General features: G+C 71.4%; 14 protein-coding genes. 8 read left to right on the top strand and 6 right to left on the bottom strand.

Annotated features, from left to right (window positions below; genetic code table 11):
- Positions 1 to 191: 191 nt before the first annotated feature.
- The 4 genes from EXE47_RS01060 to tbsP all read right to left on the bottom strand — a co-directional run bounded on the left by EXE47_RS01060 (position 192) and on the right by tbsP (position 4709).
- Positions 192 to 1469 (bottom strand): aminotransferase class V-fold PLP-dependent enzyme, encoded by a 1278-nt coding sequence (locus EXE47_RS01060; protein ID WP_089308297.1) that lies wholly within the window; start codon positions 1467 to 1469, stop codon positions 192 to 194.
- 185 nt (positions 1470 to 1654) lie between these two features.
- Positions 1655 to 1993 carry a cupin domain-containing protein gene (locus EXE47_RS01065; RefSeq protein ID WP_049930444.1) on the bottom strand — a complete coding sequence of 113 codons (339 nt, stop codon included), beginning with the start codon at positions 1991 to 1993 and terminating at the stop codon, positions 1655 to 1657.
- Positions 1994 to 2092: 99 nt separating this feature from the next.
- Positions 2093 to 3784 carry a YcaO-like family protein gene (locus EXE47_RS01070; RefSeq protein ID WP_089308296.1) on the bottom strand — a complete coding sequence of 564 codons (1692 nt, stop codon included), beginning with the start codon at positions 3782 to 3784 and terminating at the stop codon, positions 2093 to 2095.
- Between the two features lie 103 nt (positions 3785 to 3887).
- Complete coding sequence (gene tbsP / locus EXE47_RS01075; RefSeq protein WP_137707956.1) at positions 3888 to 4709, bottom strand: transcriptional regulator TbsP; 822 nt, start codon at positions 4707 to 4709, stop codon at positions 3888 to 3890.
- A 210-nt stretch (positions 4710 to 4919) separates the two neighbouring features.
- On the opposite strand from tbsP, the gene glyA reads away from it, so the two are divergent.
- From glyA to EXE47_RS01105, 6 genes are all read left to right on the top strand, one after another.
- Complete coding sequence (gene glyA / locus EXE47_RS01080) at positions 4920 to 6167, top strand: serine hydroxymethyltransferase (protein ID WP_049930449.1); 1248 nt, start codon at positions 4920 to 4922, stop codon at positions 6165 to 6167.
- Positions 6168 to 6260: 93 nt separating this feature from the next.
- Entirely contained in the window at positions 6261 to 6671 is a 411-nt protein-coding gene (locus EXE47_RS01085) for a DUF3054 domain-containing protein (protein ID WP_049930450.1), read from the top strand.
- A 278-nt stretch (positions 6672 to 6949) separates the two neighbouring features.
- A complete protein-coding gene (locus EXE47_RS01090; RefSeq protein WP_049930451.1) occupies positions 6950 to 7204 on the top strand; it encodes a hypothetical protein in 255 nt (84 codons plus the stop codon).
- An 89-nt stretch (positions 7205 to 7293) separates the two neighbouring features.
- Positions 7294 to 8295, top strand: coding sequence for an ornithine cyclodeaminase family protein (locus EXE47_RS01095; RefSeq protein ID WP_089308295.1), 1002 nt, complete (start codon positions 7294 to 7296; stop codon positions 8293 to 8295).
- A 36-nt stretch (positions 8296 to 8331) separates the two neighbouring features.
- Positions 8332 to 8862 carry a YfcE family phosphodiesterase gene (locus EXE47_RS01100; protein WP_049930454.1) on the top strand — a complete coding sequence of 177 codons (531 nt, stop codon included), beginning with the start codon at positions 8332 to 8334 and terminating at the stop codon, positions 8860 to 8862.
- Positions 8863 to 8930: 68 nt separating this feature from the next.
- On the top strand, positions 8931 to 10652 hold the full coding sequence (locus EXE47_RS01105) for an aldehyde ferredoxin oxidoreductase family protein (protein ID WP_089308294.1): 1722 nt from the start codon (positions 8931 to 8933) through the stop codon (positions 10650 to 10652).
- Positions 10653 to 10682: 30 nt separating this feature from the next.
- Here the strand turns inward: EXE47_RS01105 and EXE47_RS01110 are convergent, their stop codons facing one another.
- Positions 10683 to 12398 (bottom strand): ATP-binding protein, encoded by a 1716-nt coding sequence (locus tag EXE47_RS01110; protein WP_089308293.1) that lies wholly within the window; start codon positions 12396 to 12398, stop codon positions 10683 to 10685.
- The gene (locus EXE47_RS01115) at positions 12395 to 13105 is read right to left on the bottom strand and encodes a DUF5806 family protein (RefSeq protein ID WP_049930460.1); all 711 of its coding nucleotides are present in this window, start codon (positions 13103 to 13105) and stop codon (positions 12395 to 12397) included. Before EXE47_RS01115 ends, EXE47_RS01110 begins: the two co-directional genes overlap by 4 nt.
- Positions 13106 to 13195: 90 nt before the next feature.
- On the opposite strand from EXE47_RS01115, the gene EXE47_RS01120 reads away from it, so the two are divergent.
- Together EXE47_RS01120 and EXE47_RS01125 are read left to right on the top strand one after the other, a co-directional pair.
- Positions 13196 to 13564 carry a universal stress protein gene (locus tag EXE47_RS01120; RefSeq protein WP_049930461.1) on the top strand — a complete coding sequence of 123 codons (369 nt, stop codon included), beginning with the start codon at positions 13196 to 13198 and terminating at the stop codon, positions 13562 to 13564.
- Entirely contained in the window at positions 13561 to 14157 is a 597-nt protein-coding gene (locus EXE47_RS01125) for a GNAT family N-acetyltransferase (protein ID WP_049930463.1), read from the top strand. Before EXE47_RS01120 ends, EXE47_RS01125 begins: the two co-directional genes overlap by 4 nt.
- The last annotated feature ends 28 nt before the right edge of the window (positions 14158 to 14185 follow it).

Here is a 14185-nt window from a genome sequence, read left to right on the forward strand (position 1 = left end):
TTGTCACGCCCCTCAAACGCGATTATCCGGTAGTATTAGGTGAAAATTCCCGGACGTACGGAGGATTTCTCTCTCTGGGCCGCACGCGGCGCGACGCCGTGGGCGCGCGGCTCACGCCGGAGTGCCCGCTGACGGGATCGAGCGTCGCCGAAGGGCCCGTTACGGCGTCGAACGCCGCCGGCCGAGAGGCCTCAGGCGAACAGGTCGCGCGCCTCCCGGACCGCGTCGACCAGGGCGTCGACCTCCTCGACGGTGTTGTAGAAGTAGAAGGAGGCGCGCGCGGAGGCGGCGACGCCCATCTCGTCGTGGAGCGGCTGCGTACAGTGATCCCCGGCTCGGATCGCGACGCCGTAGTCGTTGAGGATGCTGGAGAGGTCGTGGGCGTGGACGCCGTCGACGTTGAACGCGACGAGGCCGCCGCGGTCGTCCCCGGGCGGGCCGTATATCTCGACGCCGCCGAGTTCGTCGAGTTCGTCGTAGGCGTACTCGGCCAGCAGGTCCTCGTGGGCCTCGATCCGGTCCATACCGATCGCTTCGACGTACTCGATCGCGGCCGCGAGGCCGATCCCCTGAGCGATGGATGGGGTTCCGGCCTCGAACTTCCACGGCAGGTCCTCCCACGTGGAGTCCTCGAAGGAGACCCGCCGGATCATGTCCCCGCCGTAGAGGTACGGGCTCATCTCGTCGAGGATCTCCTCGCGACCGTAGAGGACGCCGATCCCGGTCGGGCCGCACATCTTGTGGCCGGAGAAGGCGAGGAAGTCGACATCGAGCTCGTCGACGTCGACCGGGCGCGTCGGCACCGACTGCGCGGCGTCGGCGAAGACGTACGCGCCGTGATCGTGGGCCAGGTCGGCCAGCTCCCCGATCGGGTTCACGGTGCCGAGCGTGTTCGAGACGTGGACGACCGACACCATCTCGGTGTCGTCGTCGACGAGCTCCGCCGCGTGGTCCATGTCGAGCCGCCCCTCGTCGGTGACGTCGATGAAGCGCACGTCGGCGCCCGTCCGCTTGCCGATCTGCTGCCAGGTGACGAGCGAGGCGTGGTGTTCCATCTCGGAGAGGACGACGTTGTCGCCGGGGCCGAGCTCCTCCAGCCCCCAGGCGTACGCGACGAGGTTCATCGCCTCGGTCGTGTTCTTGGTGAAGACGATCTCCTCGCGGCCCGCCGCGCCGATGAAGTCGGCGACCGCGTCGTGGGCCTCCTCGTACGCGACGGAGGCCTCCTGGCTCAGCTGGTGGATCCCCCGGTGGACGTTCGCGTTGTAGCTCCGGTAGTAGTCGGAGATGGCGTCGACGACCGGGTCGGGCGTGTGCGAGGTCGCTGCGTTGTCGAGGTAGACCAGCGGGGTGTCGTCGCCCGCGCCCTCGCCGGCCGTCTCCGGGTCGCCGCCGACCTGCCGATCGAGGATCGGGAAATCGGTGCGGAGCGCCTCCACATCGAACGGGTACTGTTCGTGGACTCCCATTACCTGTTATCAGGCCCCGAGCACTAACACACCTTCGGTCCGGTACGTCTTGCGGGTATCGCAGACGCGCGATATCGGCCGGTCCGCGGCGGGGTACCCCCCGGATCCGCCCCGCGGCGACTTGCGCCTCGGACCGCCCGGCACCTCCTCGGACCCGCCCCCGCTCCGACGACTCCCGCGGCCGCCTACTCCCCCCAGTCCGGATCCGCCCGCGGCGGCGAGAAGATGTCGAAGCCGACGACCGGCTCGTCCGTCCGGTTCTCGGCCGCGTGCGGCTCGCCGCCGGGGATCACGTAGGTGTCGTCGGGGCCGACGACGCGCTCCTCGCCGTCCGCGACGAACGTCAGCCGCCCGGCCGTGATCACGCCGACCTGCTCGTGCGGGTGGTCGTGTTCGGGCACCGTCTCGCCCGGTTCGATCTCGAACCGCTGGATGCTCACGTCGTCGCCGACGGCCCCCTGCGTGAGGAACACGCCGTCGACCGCCTCGACCGCCTCCGCGTCCGCGTCGGGTGCGACGTCCATACGGTCCCCCGCGACCCCGAGCCACCTAAATCCGCGGGCACGGGCAGTCGGCGCCGGGAGGGTCGGACAGCACCGTCGGCGTCTCCGACCCAGCCGCAGTCACGGGAACGGGTGGTACGGCCGGTCGAGCGCGGGCTCGAACCCCATCGACCGCGGCACCTCGCGGGCGCGGTCGCCGAAGAACGGGTCGCCGGTGAACAGCGGCTGTGCGCCCGGCACGAGCACCCGCGCGGCCTCGAAGCCCACCGCAGCGAGGTCGCGGGTCGTCACCCGGGCGACGTACGGGTCGAGCCCGACGGCCTCGACGCGGTCGACGACGGCCGACAGCTCGGCCTCGCCCGTCAGCTCCGGCTCCCCGAGCCCCTCGGCCGAGACGGACGCGTCCGGGTCGAAGAACGCGGCCGTCTCCCCGGGCAGGTCGGCGTGGTGGCCGATCGCCGCCCCCTGCTCGTCGGCCGCCTCCCGCCCCATCGAGCGGAGCTCGGTCCAGTTCTGGAGCGCCTCGGCGAGCGCGCTCCGCGCCGCCGCGGCCGGGTCGAGGTCGGCGCCCGACCCCGCGGCGAACCGCGGCCAGTCGCCCTCGCGGCTGACCCCGACCGCGACGACGGGCACGTCCACGTCGGTCGTGACGAGCAGCGGCGTCACCGACAGCGACTCCGCCCGCGCTCGCTTCTCCAGTTCGGCGAAGCCCGGGTCGTCGACGTCGAGCCCGAGCGGCTCCGTCGTGGAGTACCAGCTCGTCATCGTCGCGTCGCGCTCGATCGCCTCGTACAGCCCGGAGAGCGCGGCGTCCGGACCCGAGCTACCGAGGCCGAGCCCGGTCGTGATCGGCGGCCGGTACCGCCGCTCCGGCGGCGGGAAGTGAACGAACTCCGCCGGGAGGCTCGCCGGTTCGCCCGTCCCGAGTCGTTCGCCGCGGACCCACGGGAGCCGGTCGTCGCGGTCGTACGCCTCGGCGCCGTCGGGGCGGACGAACGCGTCCGGGGTGACCGGGTTCGGAACGTTCGCGGCCGGCGCGCGCGTGAACGACGCCTCGCGGTAGACGCCCGCCGCGTACCGCTCTAGCCCCTCGCCGAGCGCCTTCATGAACGCGGCGTCCCAGTCGGCGGCCGCGCCACCGCCGAAGTCCGCCGCGTCGGCGTCGGAGAACGGGGTGGTGTCCGCGACCCGCGCGACGTAGTACGGCACGGGGAACGACTCCTGCTCGCCGACCTCCGCCAGCGCGCCGATCCGGCGGTCGACGGCGCGCTCCGCCCGGTCGATCGCCTCGTCGAGGCCGCGGTCGGCGTGGTCGCGCGGGAGCGCGTCCCCGGGGCCGTCGCCGCAGCCGCACCCCGGTATCGGGAGGAGGGTCCGCTCGCCGCCCGGCACCTCGACGACCGTGTCCGCCACCGGGTCGCCCGCCAGGAGCCGGATCGTCCGGCGTCCGGCCACCGCGCCGGCGTAGCGCACGGCGGACCGGCGGCCGGTCGGCGCGTCGGCGGGCTCCGACCCGCCGCTCTCGACCCGGGCGCGCAGGCAGTCGTAGCAGGCGTCGTCGAAGACGGTCACGGCGGCGTCGAGGTCGGCGAGGGGAACGCCGCCGAGCCCACCCACCTCGACCGCGACCCACCGATCGAGCATGTCGTCCGCGGCCCCGAACGTCGCCGACCCGGCGGTGTCGACGACGACCGCGGCGTCGAATCCGTCGAGGAGGTCGGCCTCGACCGGCATCGCGTTCACGTCGACGTCGCCGAGCGCGGCCTCGGCGGCCTCGACCGCGGGGCCGTCGCCGACAAGTCCGATGTCCATACCCGGTCGACGCGAGGCGGCGAAAAAAAGCCGCGGGTCCGCGGCGCGCGGCGGCTCGTTCGGCGCGTCCGCGGAGGGAGTCCGAGAGCGCTCGCGGGCGCGCTCAGGCGGGCGTCGCCGCCAGCATCTCGGCGGCCTCGGCGGCCAGCTCTGCGGCGTCGATGTCCCGGAGCCGGTCGTCGCCGAGCTTCAGGCGGAGCCGCGGTCGGCCGACGTCGATCGGGACCTTCTCCGTGTCGATGATCCCCTGATCTTCGAGGCGCGTCTTCGTCCGGGAGAACGTCGCCTTCGAGGCGATACCGACGTCCTCGCCCCACTTCGAGAGGTCGTAGAGGAGCACGTCGTTCTTCGCCGCGACGAGCAGCGAGACGGTCACCTCGTCGAGGTCCACCCCGTCGTCGCGCTCGGTCGCGTCGAGGACGGCGTCGAAGTCCGACCGGGCCTCCTCACCGATCTCGGACTCCAGCGTCTCGCGGACCCGGGCGATTGCTGGCGTGCGGAGCGCGTACGCCTCTGCGTCGTCGAAGGCGGCGCGCTGGGTCTCGTACACCTCCTCGACGAACTCCGCGTCGTCGGTCGAGAGCGCGGCGACGCCCTCCCCCGCGGTGACCAGGGCGACGACCCGAGAGGGCGAGACGAACAGGGCGTTGTCGACCTCCCCGTCCAGCACTCGGATATCCAGGTCGCCGTCGGCGACGAGGTCCGCGGCCCGGGACGCGACGACGAAGTCGTCGAGCACGTCCTTCAGGGTGCGTTCGTCGGCGAGCATCGACAGCTTCGGGAGGTCGTCCCACCCGACGGCCGTCTCGACCAGCGATACGATCGTCTCTGCGGCGGGGTCCACGACGAGCAGCTCGTCGTCGTCCCCGTCGAAGGCCGCTTCGAGCGCGGCCTCGACGTCGGCCGCCAGTAAATTCGATACCATTTGTCTCTCGGTATGAAAGCCGGTTGCGTATTTAATATTAACGGGGTTCATGGAACGAATAACCCGATAAGCGTGCTTGAGGCGGGTAAATTCGGCAGATCGGGGTTACCCAAGCGCAGTCGACGCGAGGCGGCCTCGCGTCCGGTCGCCGCGGGTCGCGCGCGCGCCGGCGACGGAAGGATTAATGCGCGGTCGCGCCCGGGTTCGCACATGGACCACGAGCACGTCCGGGAGGTCGATCCGGCGGTCGCCGACGCGCTGGCGGGCGAGCGCGACAGACAGGAGCAGACGCTCGCGATGATCGCGAGCGAGAACCACGTGAGCGAGGCGGTGCTGGAGGCGCAGGGGAGCGTCCTCACCAACAAGTACGCCGAGGGCTACCCCGGGTCGCGCTACTACGCCGGCTGCGAGTACGCCGACGAGGTCGAGGAGCTGGCCATCGAGCGCGCGAAGGAGCTTTGGGGCGCCGACCACGTCAACGTCCAGCCGCACTCCGGCACGCAGGCGAACCAGGCGGTGTACTACTCCGTCCTCGAACCGGGGGACAAGATCCTGTCGCTGAAGCTCAACGACGGCGGCCACCTCTCGCACGGCCACCCCGCGAACTTCACGGGGCAGCTGTACGAGGTCGAGCAGTACGAGGTCGACCCCGAGACGGGGTACATCGACTACGAGGGGCTCCGGGAGGTCGCCGAGGAGTTCGACCCCGACATCGTCGTCTCGGGCTACTCCGCGTACCCGCGCGCCGTCGAGTGGGAGAAAATCCAGGCGGCGGCCGACGCGGTCGACGCCTACCACCTCGCGGACATCGCCCACATCACCGGGCTCGTCGCGGCGGGCGTCCACCCCTCGCCGGTCGGCGTCGCCGACTTCGTCACGGGCTCGACCCACAAGACGATCCGCGCCGGCCGCGGCGGGATCGTGATGTGCGACGCGGAGTTCGCGGACGACATCGACTCGGCCGTCTTCCCCGGCGGGCAGGGCGGCCCGCTGATGCACAACGTCGCCGGCAAGGCGGTCGGGTTCAAGGAGGCCTTAGAGCCCGAGTTCGAGGAGTACGCCCAGCAGGTCGTTGACAACGCGGAGGTGCTCGCCGAGACGCTTCAGGAGCACGGGCTCTCTTTAGTCTCCGGCGGGACCGACAACCACCTCGTGTTGGCCGACCTGCGCGACTCCCACCCCGACCTCTCCGGCGGGGACGCGGAGGACGCGCTCGCGGCCGCGAACATCGTCCTCAACGGGAACACGGTCCCCGGCGAGACGCGGTCGGCGTTCGACCCCTCGGGGATCCGCGCGGGCACCGCCGGGCTCACCACCCGCGGCTTCGACGCCGACGCGATCGAGGAGGTCGGCGACCTGATCTACCGCGTCGTCGACGACGTCGACAGCGACGACGTCATCTACGAGGTCGGCGAGCGCGTCGTCGAGCTCTGCGAGGCGCACCCGCTGTACGAGTAACCGACCGCTGCGATGCGGGATCGCCCTGTCGCGAGACCGCACCGGCGCGGACGAATCCGTGCGTAAAAGTGGGGCCGGCTCGCAGGGGTCGGTATGGACGCTCCGCCGTTTCTCGCCGCCCGCCTCGACCGCGGCGCCGCACCGTTCGCCGTCGGGGACGTGATCGCGTTGATCCTGTTACTGACCGTCGGGACGCTCAACCACCAGACCGTCGAGTTCCTCACCGCGAACCCGCTGTACTTAGCGGGCGTGTTCGCTCCCTTCCTGATCGGCTGGGTCGTGGTCGCGCCGCTCGTGGGCGCCTACTCCGCCGGCGCGGTCGAGACCGCGAAGTCCTCGGTCCCGCTCGTGATCCGGTCGTGGATCCCGGCCGCGGTCGTCGGACTCGCGCTGCGCGCGTTCGTCTTCCGCGGCGGGGCCGAAGTCACGTTCGCCGCCGTCATGCTCGTGTTGGGATCCGTCGCCCTCGGCGGCTGGCGGGCCCTCTACTTCCGGTTCCGATAGTCACCCGCGCTCTCTGCGCGCCGAGCGCCCGACCGCGGTGCCTCGCTTCTCGCTGACGCGGTCGACCGGCCGACTGTGGTGTTGCTCTCCTTGCTGGCCGTTCTCCTCCCCGACCTCTCTTCCCACTGGTCCCTCCTCTCGCCGACTTCCCATCCCGAGTCGACGGAGCCTCGGGCCAAGCCATAAGTTATGAGTAACATCCGCGTGTTCACGAGCGAACTGCTCCCGAACCGCGGGAAAAATTTAATATGGATTTTCGACTACTAGCTAATGGAAGCATGACTGGATACTACGACTACGTGCTTGGGCTCATCCCGGTGGCGTTGATCGGTGTGACCGCCTCGCTCACGCTGGTCGGACTGTCGTTGACGTCGGCGCTCCCGGTCGGTGCCGTCGCCGCGGCCACGGTGATGGCTCACGCGATGTTCGTCCGAAATCCAGTCGCGGACGGCGCCCCCGAACGGCGGCCGTTCGACGGCGACGCCGGCGAGCGCTCCGCGGGCGGCGGTTCCTCGGCGGGCACCGCCGACTGAGGCGCGGAGTGATTCCCGGTCGCCGCGGCGTCGCGTTCCCGGTCGCCGCGTCCTGTACCGTTTAGTCCCCGCGCCACGAGTGGCCGACTATGACGGAGACCCTGTTCCTCACTAGCTCCGAGGTCGACGGCCTCGCGGACCCGGCCGACTACGTCGCCGCCGTGCGCGACGCGTACCGACAAGTGGGCGAGGGAGCGCCCGCCGAGCCGCGGACGAAGCTCCTCAACCGCGAGCCGCCGGGCATGCTCACCACCTACGCCGCCCTCCTCCCGGAGACGGGCGCGATGGGCGGGTACACCTACTCGGCGGGGTTCGGCGCGGGCGACGCGTGGTTCATGACGCCGCTGTTCGACGCCGAGTCGGGCGAACCGCTCGCGCTGCTCGACGGCGCGTCGATGAACCCGTTCAAGACCGGCGCCGCGGGCGCGGTCGCGGTCGACGCGCTCGCCCGCGACGACGCGACCGAGCTCGCCGTGATCGGCAGCGGCGCGCAGGCGCGCGGACAGGTCGCGACGACCGCCACGGTCCGCGAGTTCGAGGCGGTCCGCGTCTTCTCGCCGACCCGCGAGAACCGCCAGGCGTTCGCCGCTGACTTCGGCGACCGGCTCGCCGCCGACGTGACCGCGGTCGAGAGCGCGAGCGCCGCGCTGGCGGGGGCCGACGTGGTCATCACCGCGACGACCGCCAGCGACCCCGTGATCGCCGACGCCGACGTGGAGCCGGGGACTCATGTCACGGCGATGGGCCAGTACCACCCGGAGAAGAACGAGCTCCCGCCCGAGCTCGTCGCTCGGGCGACGTACGTCCCCGACCTGAGGGCGCGCGCGACGCAGGACGCCGGCTCGTACCTCGCCGCGGTCGAGGCCGGCCTGATCGAGGCGGGCGAGGGGATCGCCGCCGACCTCGGCGCGGTCGTCGCGGGCGACCACCCCGGCCGGGCGAGCGACGACGCGGTGACAGTCTTCGACTCCGGCGGCACCGGCGTCGAGACGGTCGCGGCCGCGCACATGCTGTACGAGCGCGCGAGCGAGAAGGGTCGGGGGCAGACCATCGACTTCGCGCCCGCGAGCGAGGCGCTGACTGGCGAGTAGGCGGGGGTTGAAGTGGCGCGCCGCCGACCGGCCGGTATGCTGATCGGCATCGTCTCAGACACGCACGACGACTCGGCCGCGGTCGAGGCGGCCGTCTCGCTGTTCGAGCGCGAGGGGGTCGACGCGGTCGTCCACTGTGGCGACTTCGTCGCGCCCTTCTCAGTGACCCCGTTCGACGCCGACTTCGCGTTCCACGCGGTCCGCGGGAACAACGACGGCGAGTGGGCGGTCGAGTCGACCGTCGAGGAGTTCGGCACCTACCACGGCGAGGCTGCCGCGCTCTCGTTCGGCGGCGGAGACGGAGCGGGTGACGCCGTCGACGTCGCGGTCACCCACGGCACGAGCGACCTCGTCGTCGACGCGCTCGTCGACTGCGGCGACTACGACTACGTGCTCCATGGGCACACCCACGCGCACGGCGCCGAGGCGCGCGGCGGGACCGTCCGGGTGAACCCCGGCGGGCTCCCGATCCCGGTTGACGGCGCGGACGACGCGTTCCGCGTGGCGACGCTCGACACGGCGGCCTCCGGCGTCGACGCCGTGACGCACCACGTCCTCGACCGCTGACGCCCCGTGGTAACGGACGCGCCGCTCGCACCCCGAGTTTTATCGCCGCTCGCTCGCTCCGTACGTCCATGAGACACGCACAGGGCCCGCTCCTCACGATCGACCTGACGGAGCGGACCGCGTCGACGACCCGGATCGACGACCGGCTGGCGTCGTTCGTCGGCGGCCGCGGGCTCAACACGTCACTCGCGTACGACCGGATCCCGTTCGACGCCGACCCGCTCGGCCCGGAGAACCGCCTCTTCCTCTCGACGGGTCCGATGCAGTACTCGACGACCTCCTACACCGGCCGGATGGCCGCCACGGCCGTCTCGCCGCTCACGAACGGCCTCTGCTCGTCGAACGCTGGGGGATTCCTCTCGCGGAACTTCACCGGCGCGGGGTACGCGGCCGTCGAGATCACGGGCGTGAGCGACGACCTGCTCGCGGTCCACGTCCGCGAGGTCGGGCCGGACGGCGAGCCGGACGTGACCTTCGAGGCGGTCGACGACCTGGAGCAGGCCGAGGTGTCGGCGGTCTCCGATCGGTTCGCCGAGACGCACGACCTCGGCCCCGAACACGTCGCCTGCGTCGGGCCCGCGGGCGAGAACGAGGTCCGCTTCGCGTCGGTCATGACCTCCGACACCCGGGCGTTCGGCCGCGGCGGGCTGGGCGCCGTCCTCGGTGCGAAGGGCGTGAAGGCGCTCACGTTCGCCGGCGACGCGGACGCCGAAATCGAGGTCGACTGGCCCGACGAGGCGGCCGAGGTCCACCGCGAGGCGGCCACCTCCGACTCGATCATGAAACGGCAGGGGACGACGAGCGTGACGGAGCTGGCGAACGAGGTCGACGCCCTCCCGTCGTACTACTTCGCGGAGACCTCCTTCGAGGGCGTCGAGGGCATCTCCGGCGACCGCGTCGAGGAGAAGAAGTACGAGAAGGGGACCTGTTCGCAGTGCGCGTTCGCCTGTAAGCTCCCCACCCGCGACGAGGCGACCGGCGTCGAGACGGAGGGCCCGGAGTTCGAGACGGTGATGGCGTTCGGCTCGAACGCGGGCGTCGACGACGTGGTCGACGTGATGCGCGCCAACGAGCTGTGCGACGAGCTCGGGCTGGACACCATCTCCTGTGGCGACGTCGTCTCCATGTTCTTAGAGAGCGAAGACGAGTTCGGCAACGCGGACCTCGTCCGCTCGCTCGTCGAGCAGATCGCCTATCGCGAGGGCGTCGGCGACAAGCTCGCGGAGGGCGTCCACCGCGCACACGAGGAGTTCGGCGCGGACGACTGGACGGTCAAGGGGATGGCCTTCTCCGGCCACGACGGCCGCGCGCTCAACGGGCAGGGACTCGCGTTCGCGACCGCGAACCGCGGCGCGGACCACATGTACGGGGAGTTTTACCCGTACGAGTACCCGCTCGTCGACCCCGACGAGGCGTTCGACCCGCAGGGCCTCGACGGGAAGCCGCCGAAGCTCGTCGCGAAGGAGAACCGCAACGCGGTCCTCGACTCGGCGGTGGTCTGTAAGTTCTCGCGGGGAACCGTGACCGACGACCGGCTCGCGGCGCTGCTCGACGCCGACTACGACGACCTCCAGTCGCTCGGCGCCCGGGTCGTCGAGTTAGAGCGCGCGTTCAACAACGCCCGCGGCTTCGACCGGAGCGACGACACGCTCCCGTACGCCGACGCCATCGACGGGTTCGACGCGGCGCTCTCCGAGTACTACGCGCTCCGCGGCTGGAACGACGACGGCACCGTCCCGGGTCACGGCGACGGGCTCGACCCGGCCGGCGCGGCGCCCGCCGACGACTGACGGGCGCGCTCGGCCCGCGCCTCCGCCCGCCTACCCGTCGCCCGGGTCGAGGTCGACGCCGCGGAACTCGAACCGGGCCCCGCCGGCCTCGCTCTCAGCGAGCTCGACCGCCCAGCCGTGCGCCTCCGCGACCTCGGCGACGATCTTCAGTCCGAACCCGGTCCCGTCGTGGTCCGTCGTCACGCCCGCCTCGAACACCTCTCCGCGGTCTTCGGGGTCGACGCCGGGGCCGTCGTCTTCGAGGTAGAAGCCGTCGTCGAGCGCCCCGACCGTGACCGCCACGTCGGGTCCGGCGTGGGCGACCGCGTTGGCGATGAGGTTCTCGAGGGCCTGTCGCAGGCGGCTGCGGTCCGCGGCGACGACGGCGTCCGTCTCGACCGCGATCGTCGCCGACTCGGTGTCGACGGTCTCCCAGCACTCCGCGACGAGGTCGGGCAGCGCGACGGGCTCGGTCTCGTCGATGCTGGCGCCCTGCCGCGCCAGCGCGAGCAGGTCCTCGATGAGCACGTCCATCCGGTCGAGCGAGCGCTCGACCGCGCCCAGCTCCTCCACGTCGACCGACTCCTCCGCGAGCCGCTCCGTGACGATCTCGAGGTTCCCGGTGGCGACGTTGAGCGGACTTCGGAGGTCGTGCGACACGAGGCTGGCGAACTCCTCTAACCGGTCGCGCTCGCGCGCGATCTCCGCCTCGCGCCGCCGGAGCTGCCGCTCGCGCTCGATGCGGACCAGCACCATCGTCACCGTCGCCGCCCAGATGCGCGCCACCGCGAGGTCGGAGTCGTCGAAGGCCTCCGGGGCCGTCGCGCCGACGTTCAACACGCCGTACCGCCCGAGCGGGACGACGAGCTCGCTCCGGATCGTGGCGTCGTCGCTGTGGCGGTCGGGGTCGTCGTGGACGTCCGCGACGTACGTCGGCTCGCCGCTCTCGAAGACCTCCCAGGTGATGCTCAGCTCGTCGGCCGCGAACGTCGGATGCTCGCCGACGACGTCGTCCGCGGTGTCCGTCCAGACGATCGGTTCGAGCGCGTTTTCCCGCTCGTCGTACAGCCATATCGCGGCGATCGGGTGGCCCAGCACGTCGTCGACGTACGACACCGCCGCCTCGGCGGCCGTCTCCCTGTCGGTCGTCTTCAGCAGCTCTCTGGTCGCCTCGTGGAGGGATTCGAGCGTCTTCGTGCGGCGCTGGAGCGCCAGCCGCCGCGTTCGCTCGTTCGTGACGTCGATCGCCGTGACGACCGCGTACGGGTCGCCACCGATCTCGAACGGGCCGACGCTGACCCGAACCGGGACGAGGACGCCGTCCCCGCGGCGCACGGCCAGTTCGAACCCGTCCGCCATCGACCGCGCCTCACCGGCGCGCGTCGTCTCGATCAGCGCCGTCACGTCGTGTCGAGACCCGTCTCGTTCGGCTCTCGCCTCCTCGCCGCTAAGGGGGGCACCCTCCTCGCCGTCTCCGGGTGCGCTCCCCTCGGCACCCCCCGGCGCAACCCCCTCCGCGTCTCCGGCTGCGCCCGCTTCGCCGCCGTCTCGGTCGGCGACGGAGGGCGGCGACGCGACGCGTCCCCAGTCCAGTTCGGTCGGATCCTCGAAGACGTCGCCGATCGCTCGGCCGGAGAGGTCGTCCGGATCGATCCCGAACACTGTCTCAACGCTCGGCGTCCCGGCGTGGACGACCCCGTCGCCGTCGACGACGAGGGTCGGGTCGGGCGTCGCGTTGATCGCTTCCGGAAAGTGGTCCATGGTCACTCTTCTGCCGGCTCGTGGACGTGGCCGCACTCGGGGCAGCGCACCTCCTCGCCCCGGAGGTCGGCCGAGGAGGCTCGCACCTCGCGCATCACCTCGCTGATCCTGTCTTCGGCCTCCAACTCGTCAGCGACGGCGAGGTCGACGCCCTCGACCTCCAGGAGGAACTTCGCGACCTCGGTCACCTCGTACATCATCTCGTCTAAGTCCTCGGCGGTGAAGAACCCGGACATCGCGCCGTAGAGAAACGTCGCCCCCGCCTTCGTCACCTTCTCCTCGAAAGAGTAGCGCGCCTGGTTCACCGCCTGCGGCGTGTACGTGTCGGTCATGAAGGGGATGAGCTCCGGGAGGTTCTCGCCGATCTTCGTCATCTCGACGCCGGTCTCCGTCCGGAAGTCGGCGCAGAGCCGGGCGATCGCCCACTCGCGGGCGGTGATGTACGTCCGGTCGCGGAGGAACTCGTTGACGCGCTCGTAGCGCGCGCCGTCCATCTTCTTGAACCGCTCGTACTTGCGGACATCCCGCGGCACGTCGTCGGTCGCGTCCGCCTCGTCTCCGGACGCCCCCGACGCCCCGGCGGTCGTCTCCGCGTCCGGTTCGTCGCCGGCGTGCGGATCGGGGTCGCCGTCGTCGTCGGAGGGTGACCGGTCCGTGGCGGCGTCGCCGGTCCCGTCGGCCGAGTCGGCCGTCGAGCCGGAGGGATCGCTCATACGTGCGACACTCCGCGGGCGAACAAAAGCCTTGTCGGTGGCGGTCCGCTCGGAGATCCACTTTTGTACCGTCGCGTGGAGGGGTTGGGCATGAAGGTGCTCTGCGGGATCGGCGGCAGCGACGACTCGTTCCGCGCGCTCGACCGGACGGTCGAGCGCGCGGCGGTCGCGAGCGACGACCTGACGATCGCGGTGGTGGACAACGAGGACTCCTCAGTGTCCCCCGACGAGGTCGTCGAGCGCGCCGAGGCGGCGGTCGAGGAGGCGGCGATCGACGCGGAGGTGCGGCGCGTCGAGGGCGACCCCGGGAGTCGGCTGGTGGACATCGCCGAGACGGAGGGGTTCGAGGAGATCGTCTTGGGCGGCGGACACACGAGTCCGATGGGGAAGATCACGATCGGGTCGATCGCGGAGTTCGTCCTGTTGAACGCCAAGACATCGGTCACGCTGGTCAGATGAGCGATCGAGGCTACCCGGACGCGGTGGCGGACGAGTTCCCGCCGCCGCCGACCGCGTTCACCGACCGCGAGGACCGCCGGATCGAGGTCCGGCCGTACGAGGGCGACCCGGCGGCCAGGGAGTCGCTCGTCGAGATGTACGACGCCTTCGACCCGGCGGACCGCGCGCAGGGGATCCCGCCCGGCGGCGAGGAGCGCATCCGCGAGTGGCTCGACGCCATCCTCGCCGACGACTGCTACAACGTGATCGCCTGGTGCGACGACGCGGCCGCCGGCCACGCGACGCTCGTCCCCGACGGCGACGCCTACGAGCTGGCGATCTTCGTCCATCAGGAGTACCAGCGTGCCGGGATCGGCACCCACCTCATCCGCGGACTGCTCGGCCACGGGCAGGCGAACGGCGTCGAGAAGGTGTGGCTCACGGTGGAGCGGTGGAACCGCGCCGCCGTCTCCTTGTACAAGAAGATCGGCTTCGAGACCTCCGACGCCGAGAGCTTCGAGCTGGAGATGGGGCTGCGGCTGCGCGCCGACGGGGAGACGGCCGCGGAGGGAGACGCGTCCGCGACCCCCGACGAGTCCGACGCCGACGAGTAGGGTTGGCCGGAATCTTCAAGCCTTTAGG

Source organism: Halorubrum sp. GN12_10-3_MGM (assembly GCF_005435235.1).
Classification (GTDB): Archaea; Halobacteriota; Halobacteria; order Halobacteriales; family Haloferacaceae; genus Halorubrum; species Halorubrum ezzemoulense.

What these genes read in the sequence shown, in the direction of transcription:
- EXE47_RS01060 (WP_089308297.1), bottom strand. Translation starts at nt 1,469, where the DNA reads ATGGGAGTCCACGAACAGTACCCGTTCGATGTGGAGGCGCTCCGCACC.
- EXE47_RS01065 (WP_049930444.1), bottom strand. Translation starts at nt 1,993, where the DNA reads ATGGACGTCGCACCCGACGCGGACGCGGAGGCGGTCGAGGCGGTCGAC.
- EXE47_RS01070 (WP_089308296.1), bottom strand. Translation starts at nt 3,784, where the DNA reads ATGGACATCGGACTTGTCGGCGACGGCCCCGCGGTCGAGGCCGCCGAG.
- tbsP (WP_137707956.1), bottom strand. Translation starts at nt 4,709, where the DNA reads ATGGTATCGAATTTACTGGCGGCCGACGTCGAGGCCGCGCTCGAAGCG.
- glyA (WP_049930449.1), top strand. Translation starts at nt 4,920, where the DNA reads ATGGACCACGAGCACGTCCGGGAGGTCGATCCGGCGGTCGCCGACGCG.
- EXE47_RS01085 (WP_049930450.1), top strand. Translation starts at nt 6,261, where the DNA reads ATGGACGCTCCGCCGTTTCTCGCCGCCCGCCTCGACCGCGGCGCCGCA.
- EXE47_RS01090 (WP_049930451.1), top strand. Translation starts at nt 6,950, where the DNA reads ATGACTGGATACTACGACTACGTGCTTGGGCTCATCCCGGTGGCGTTG.
- EXE47_RS01095 (WP_089308295.1), top strand. Translation starts at nt 7,294, where the DNA reads ATGACGGAGACCCTGTTCCTCACTAGCTCCGAGGTCGACGGCCTCGCG.
- EXE47_RS01100 (WP_049930454.1), top strand. Translation starts at nt 8,332, where the DNA reads ATGCTGATCGGCATCGTCTCAGACACGCACGACGACTCGGCCGCGGTC.
- EXE47_RS01105 (WP_089308294.1), top strand. Translation starts at nt 8,931, where the DNA reads ATGAGACACGCACAGGGCCCGCTCCTCACGATCGACCTGACGGAGCGG.
- EXE47_RS01115 (WP_049930460.1), bottom strand. Translation starts at nt 13,105, where the DNA reads ATGAGCGATCCCTCCGGCTCGACGGCCGACTCGGCCGACGGGACCGGC.
- EXE47_RS01120 (WP_049930461.1), top strand. Translation starts at nt 13,196, where the DNA reads ATGAAGGTGCTCTGCGGGATCGGCGGCAGCGACGACTCGTTCCGCGCG.
- EXE47_RS01125 (WP_049930463.1), top strand. Translation starts at nt 13,561, where the DNA reads ATGAGCGATCGAGGCTACCCGGACGCGGTGGCGGACGAGTTCCCGCCG.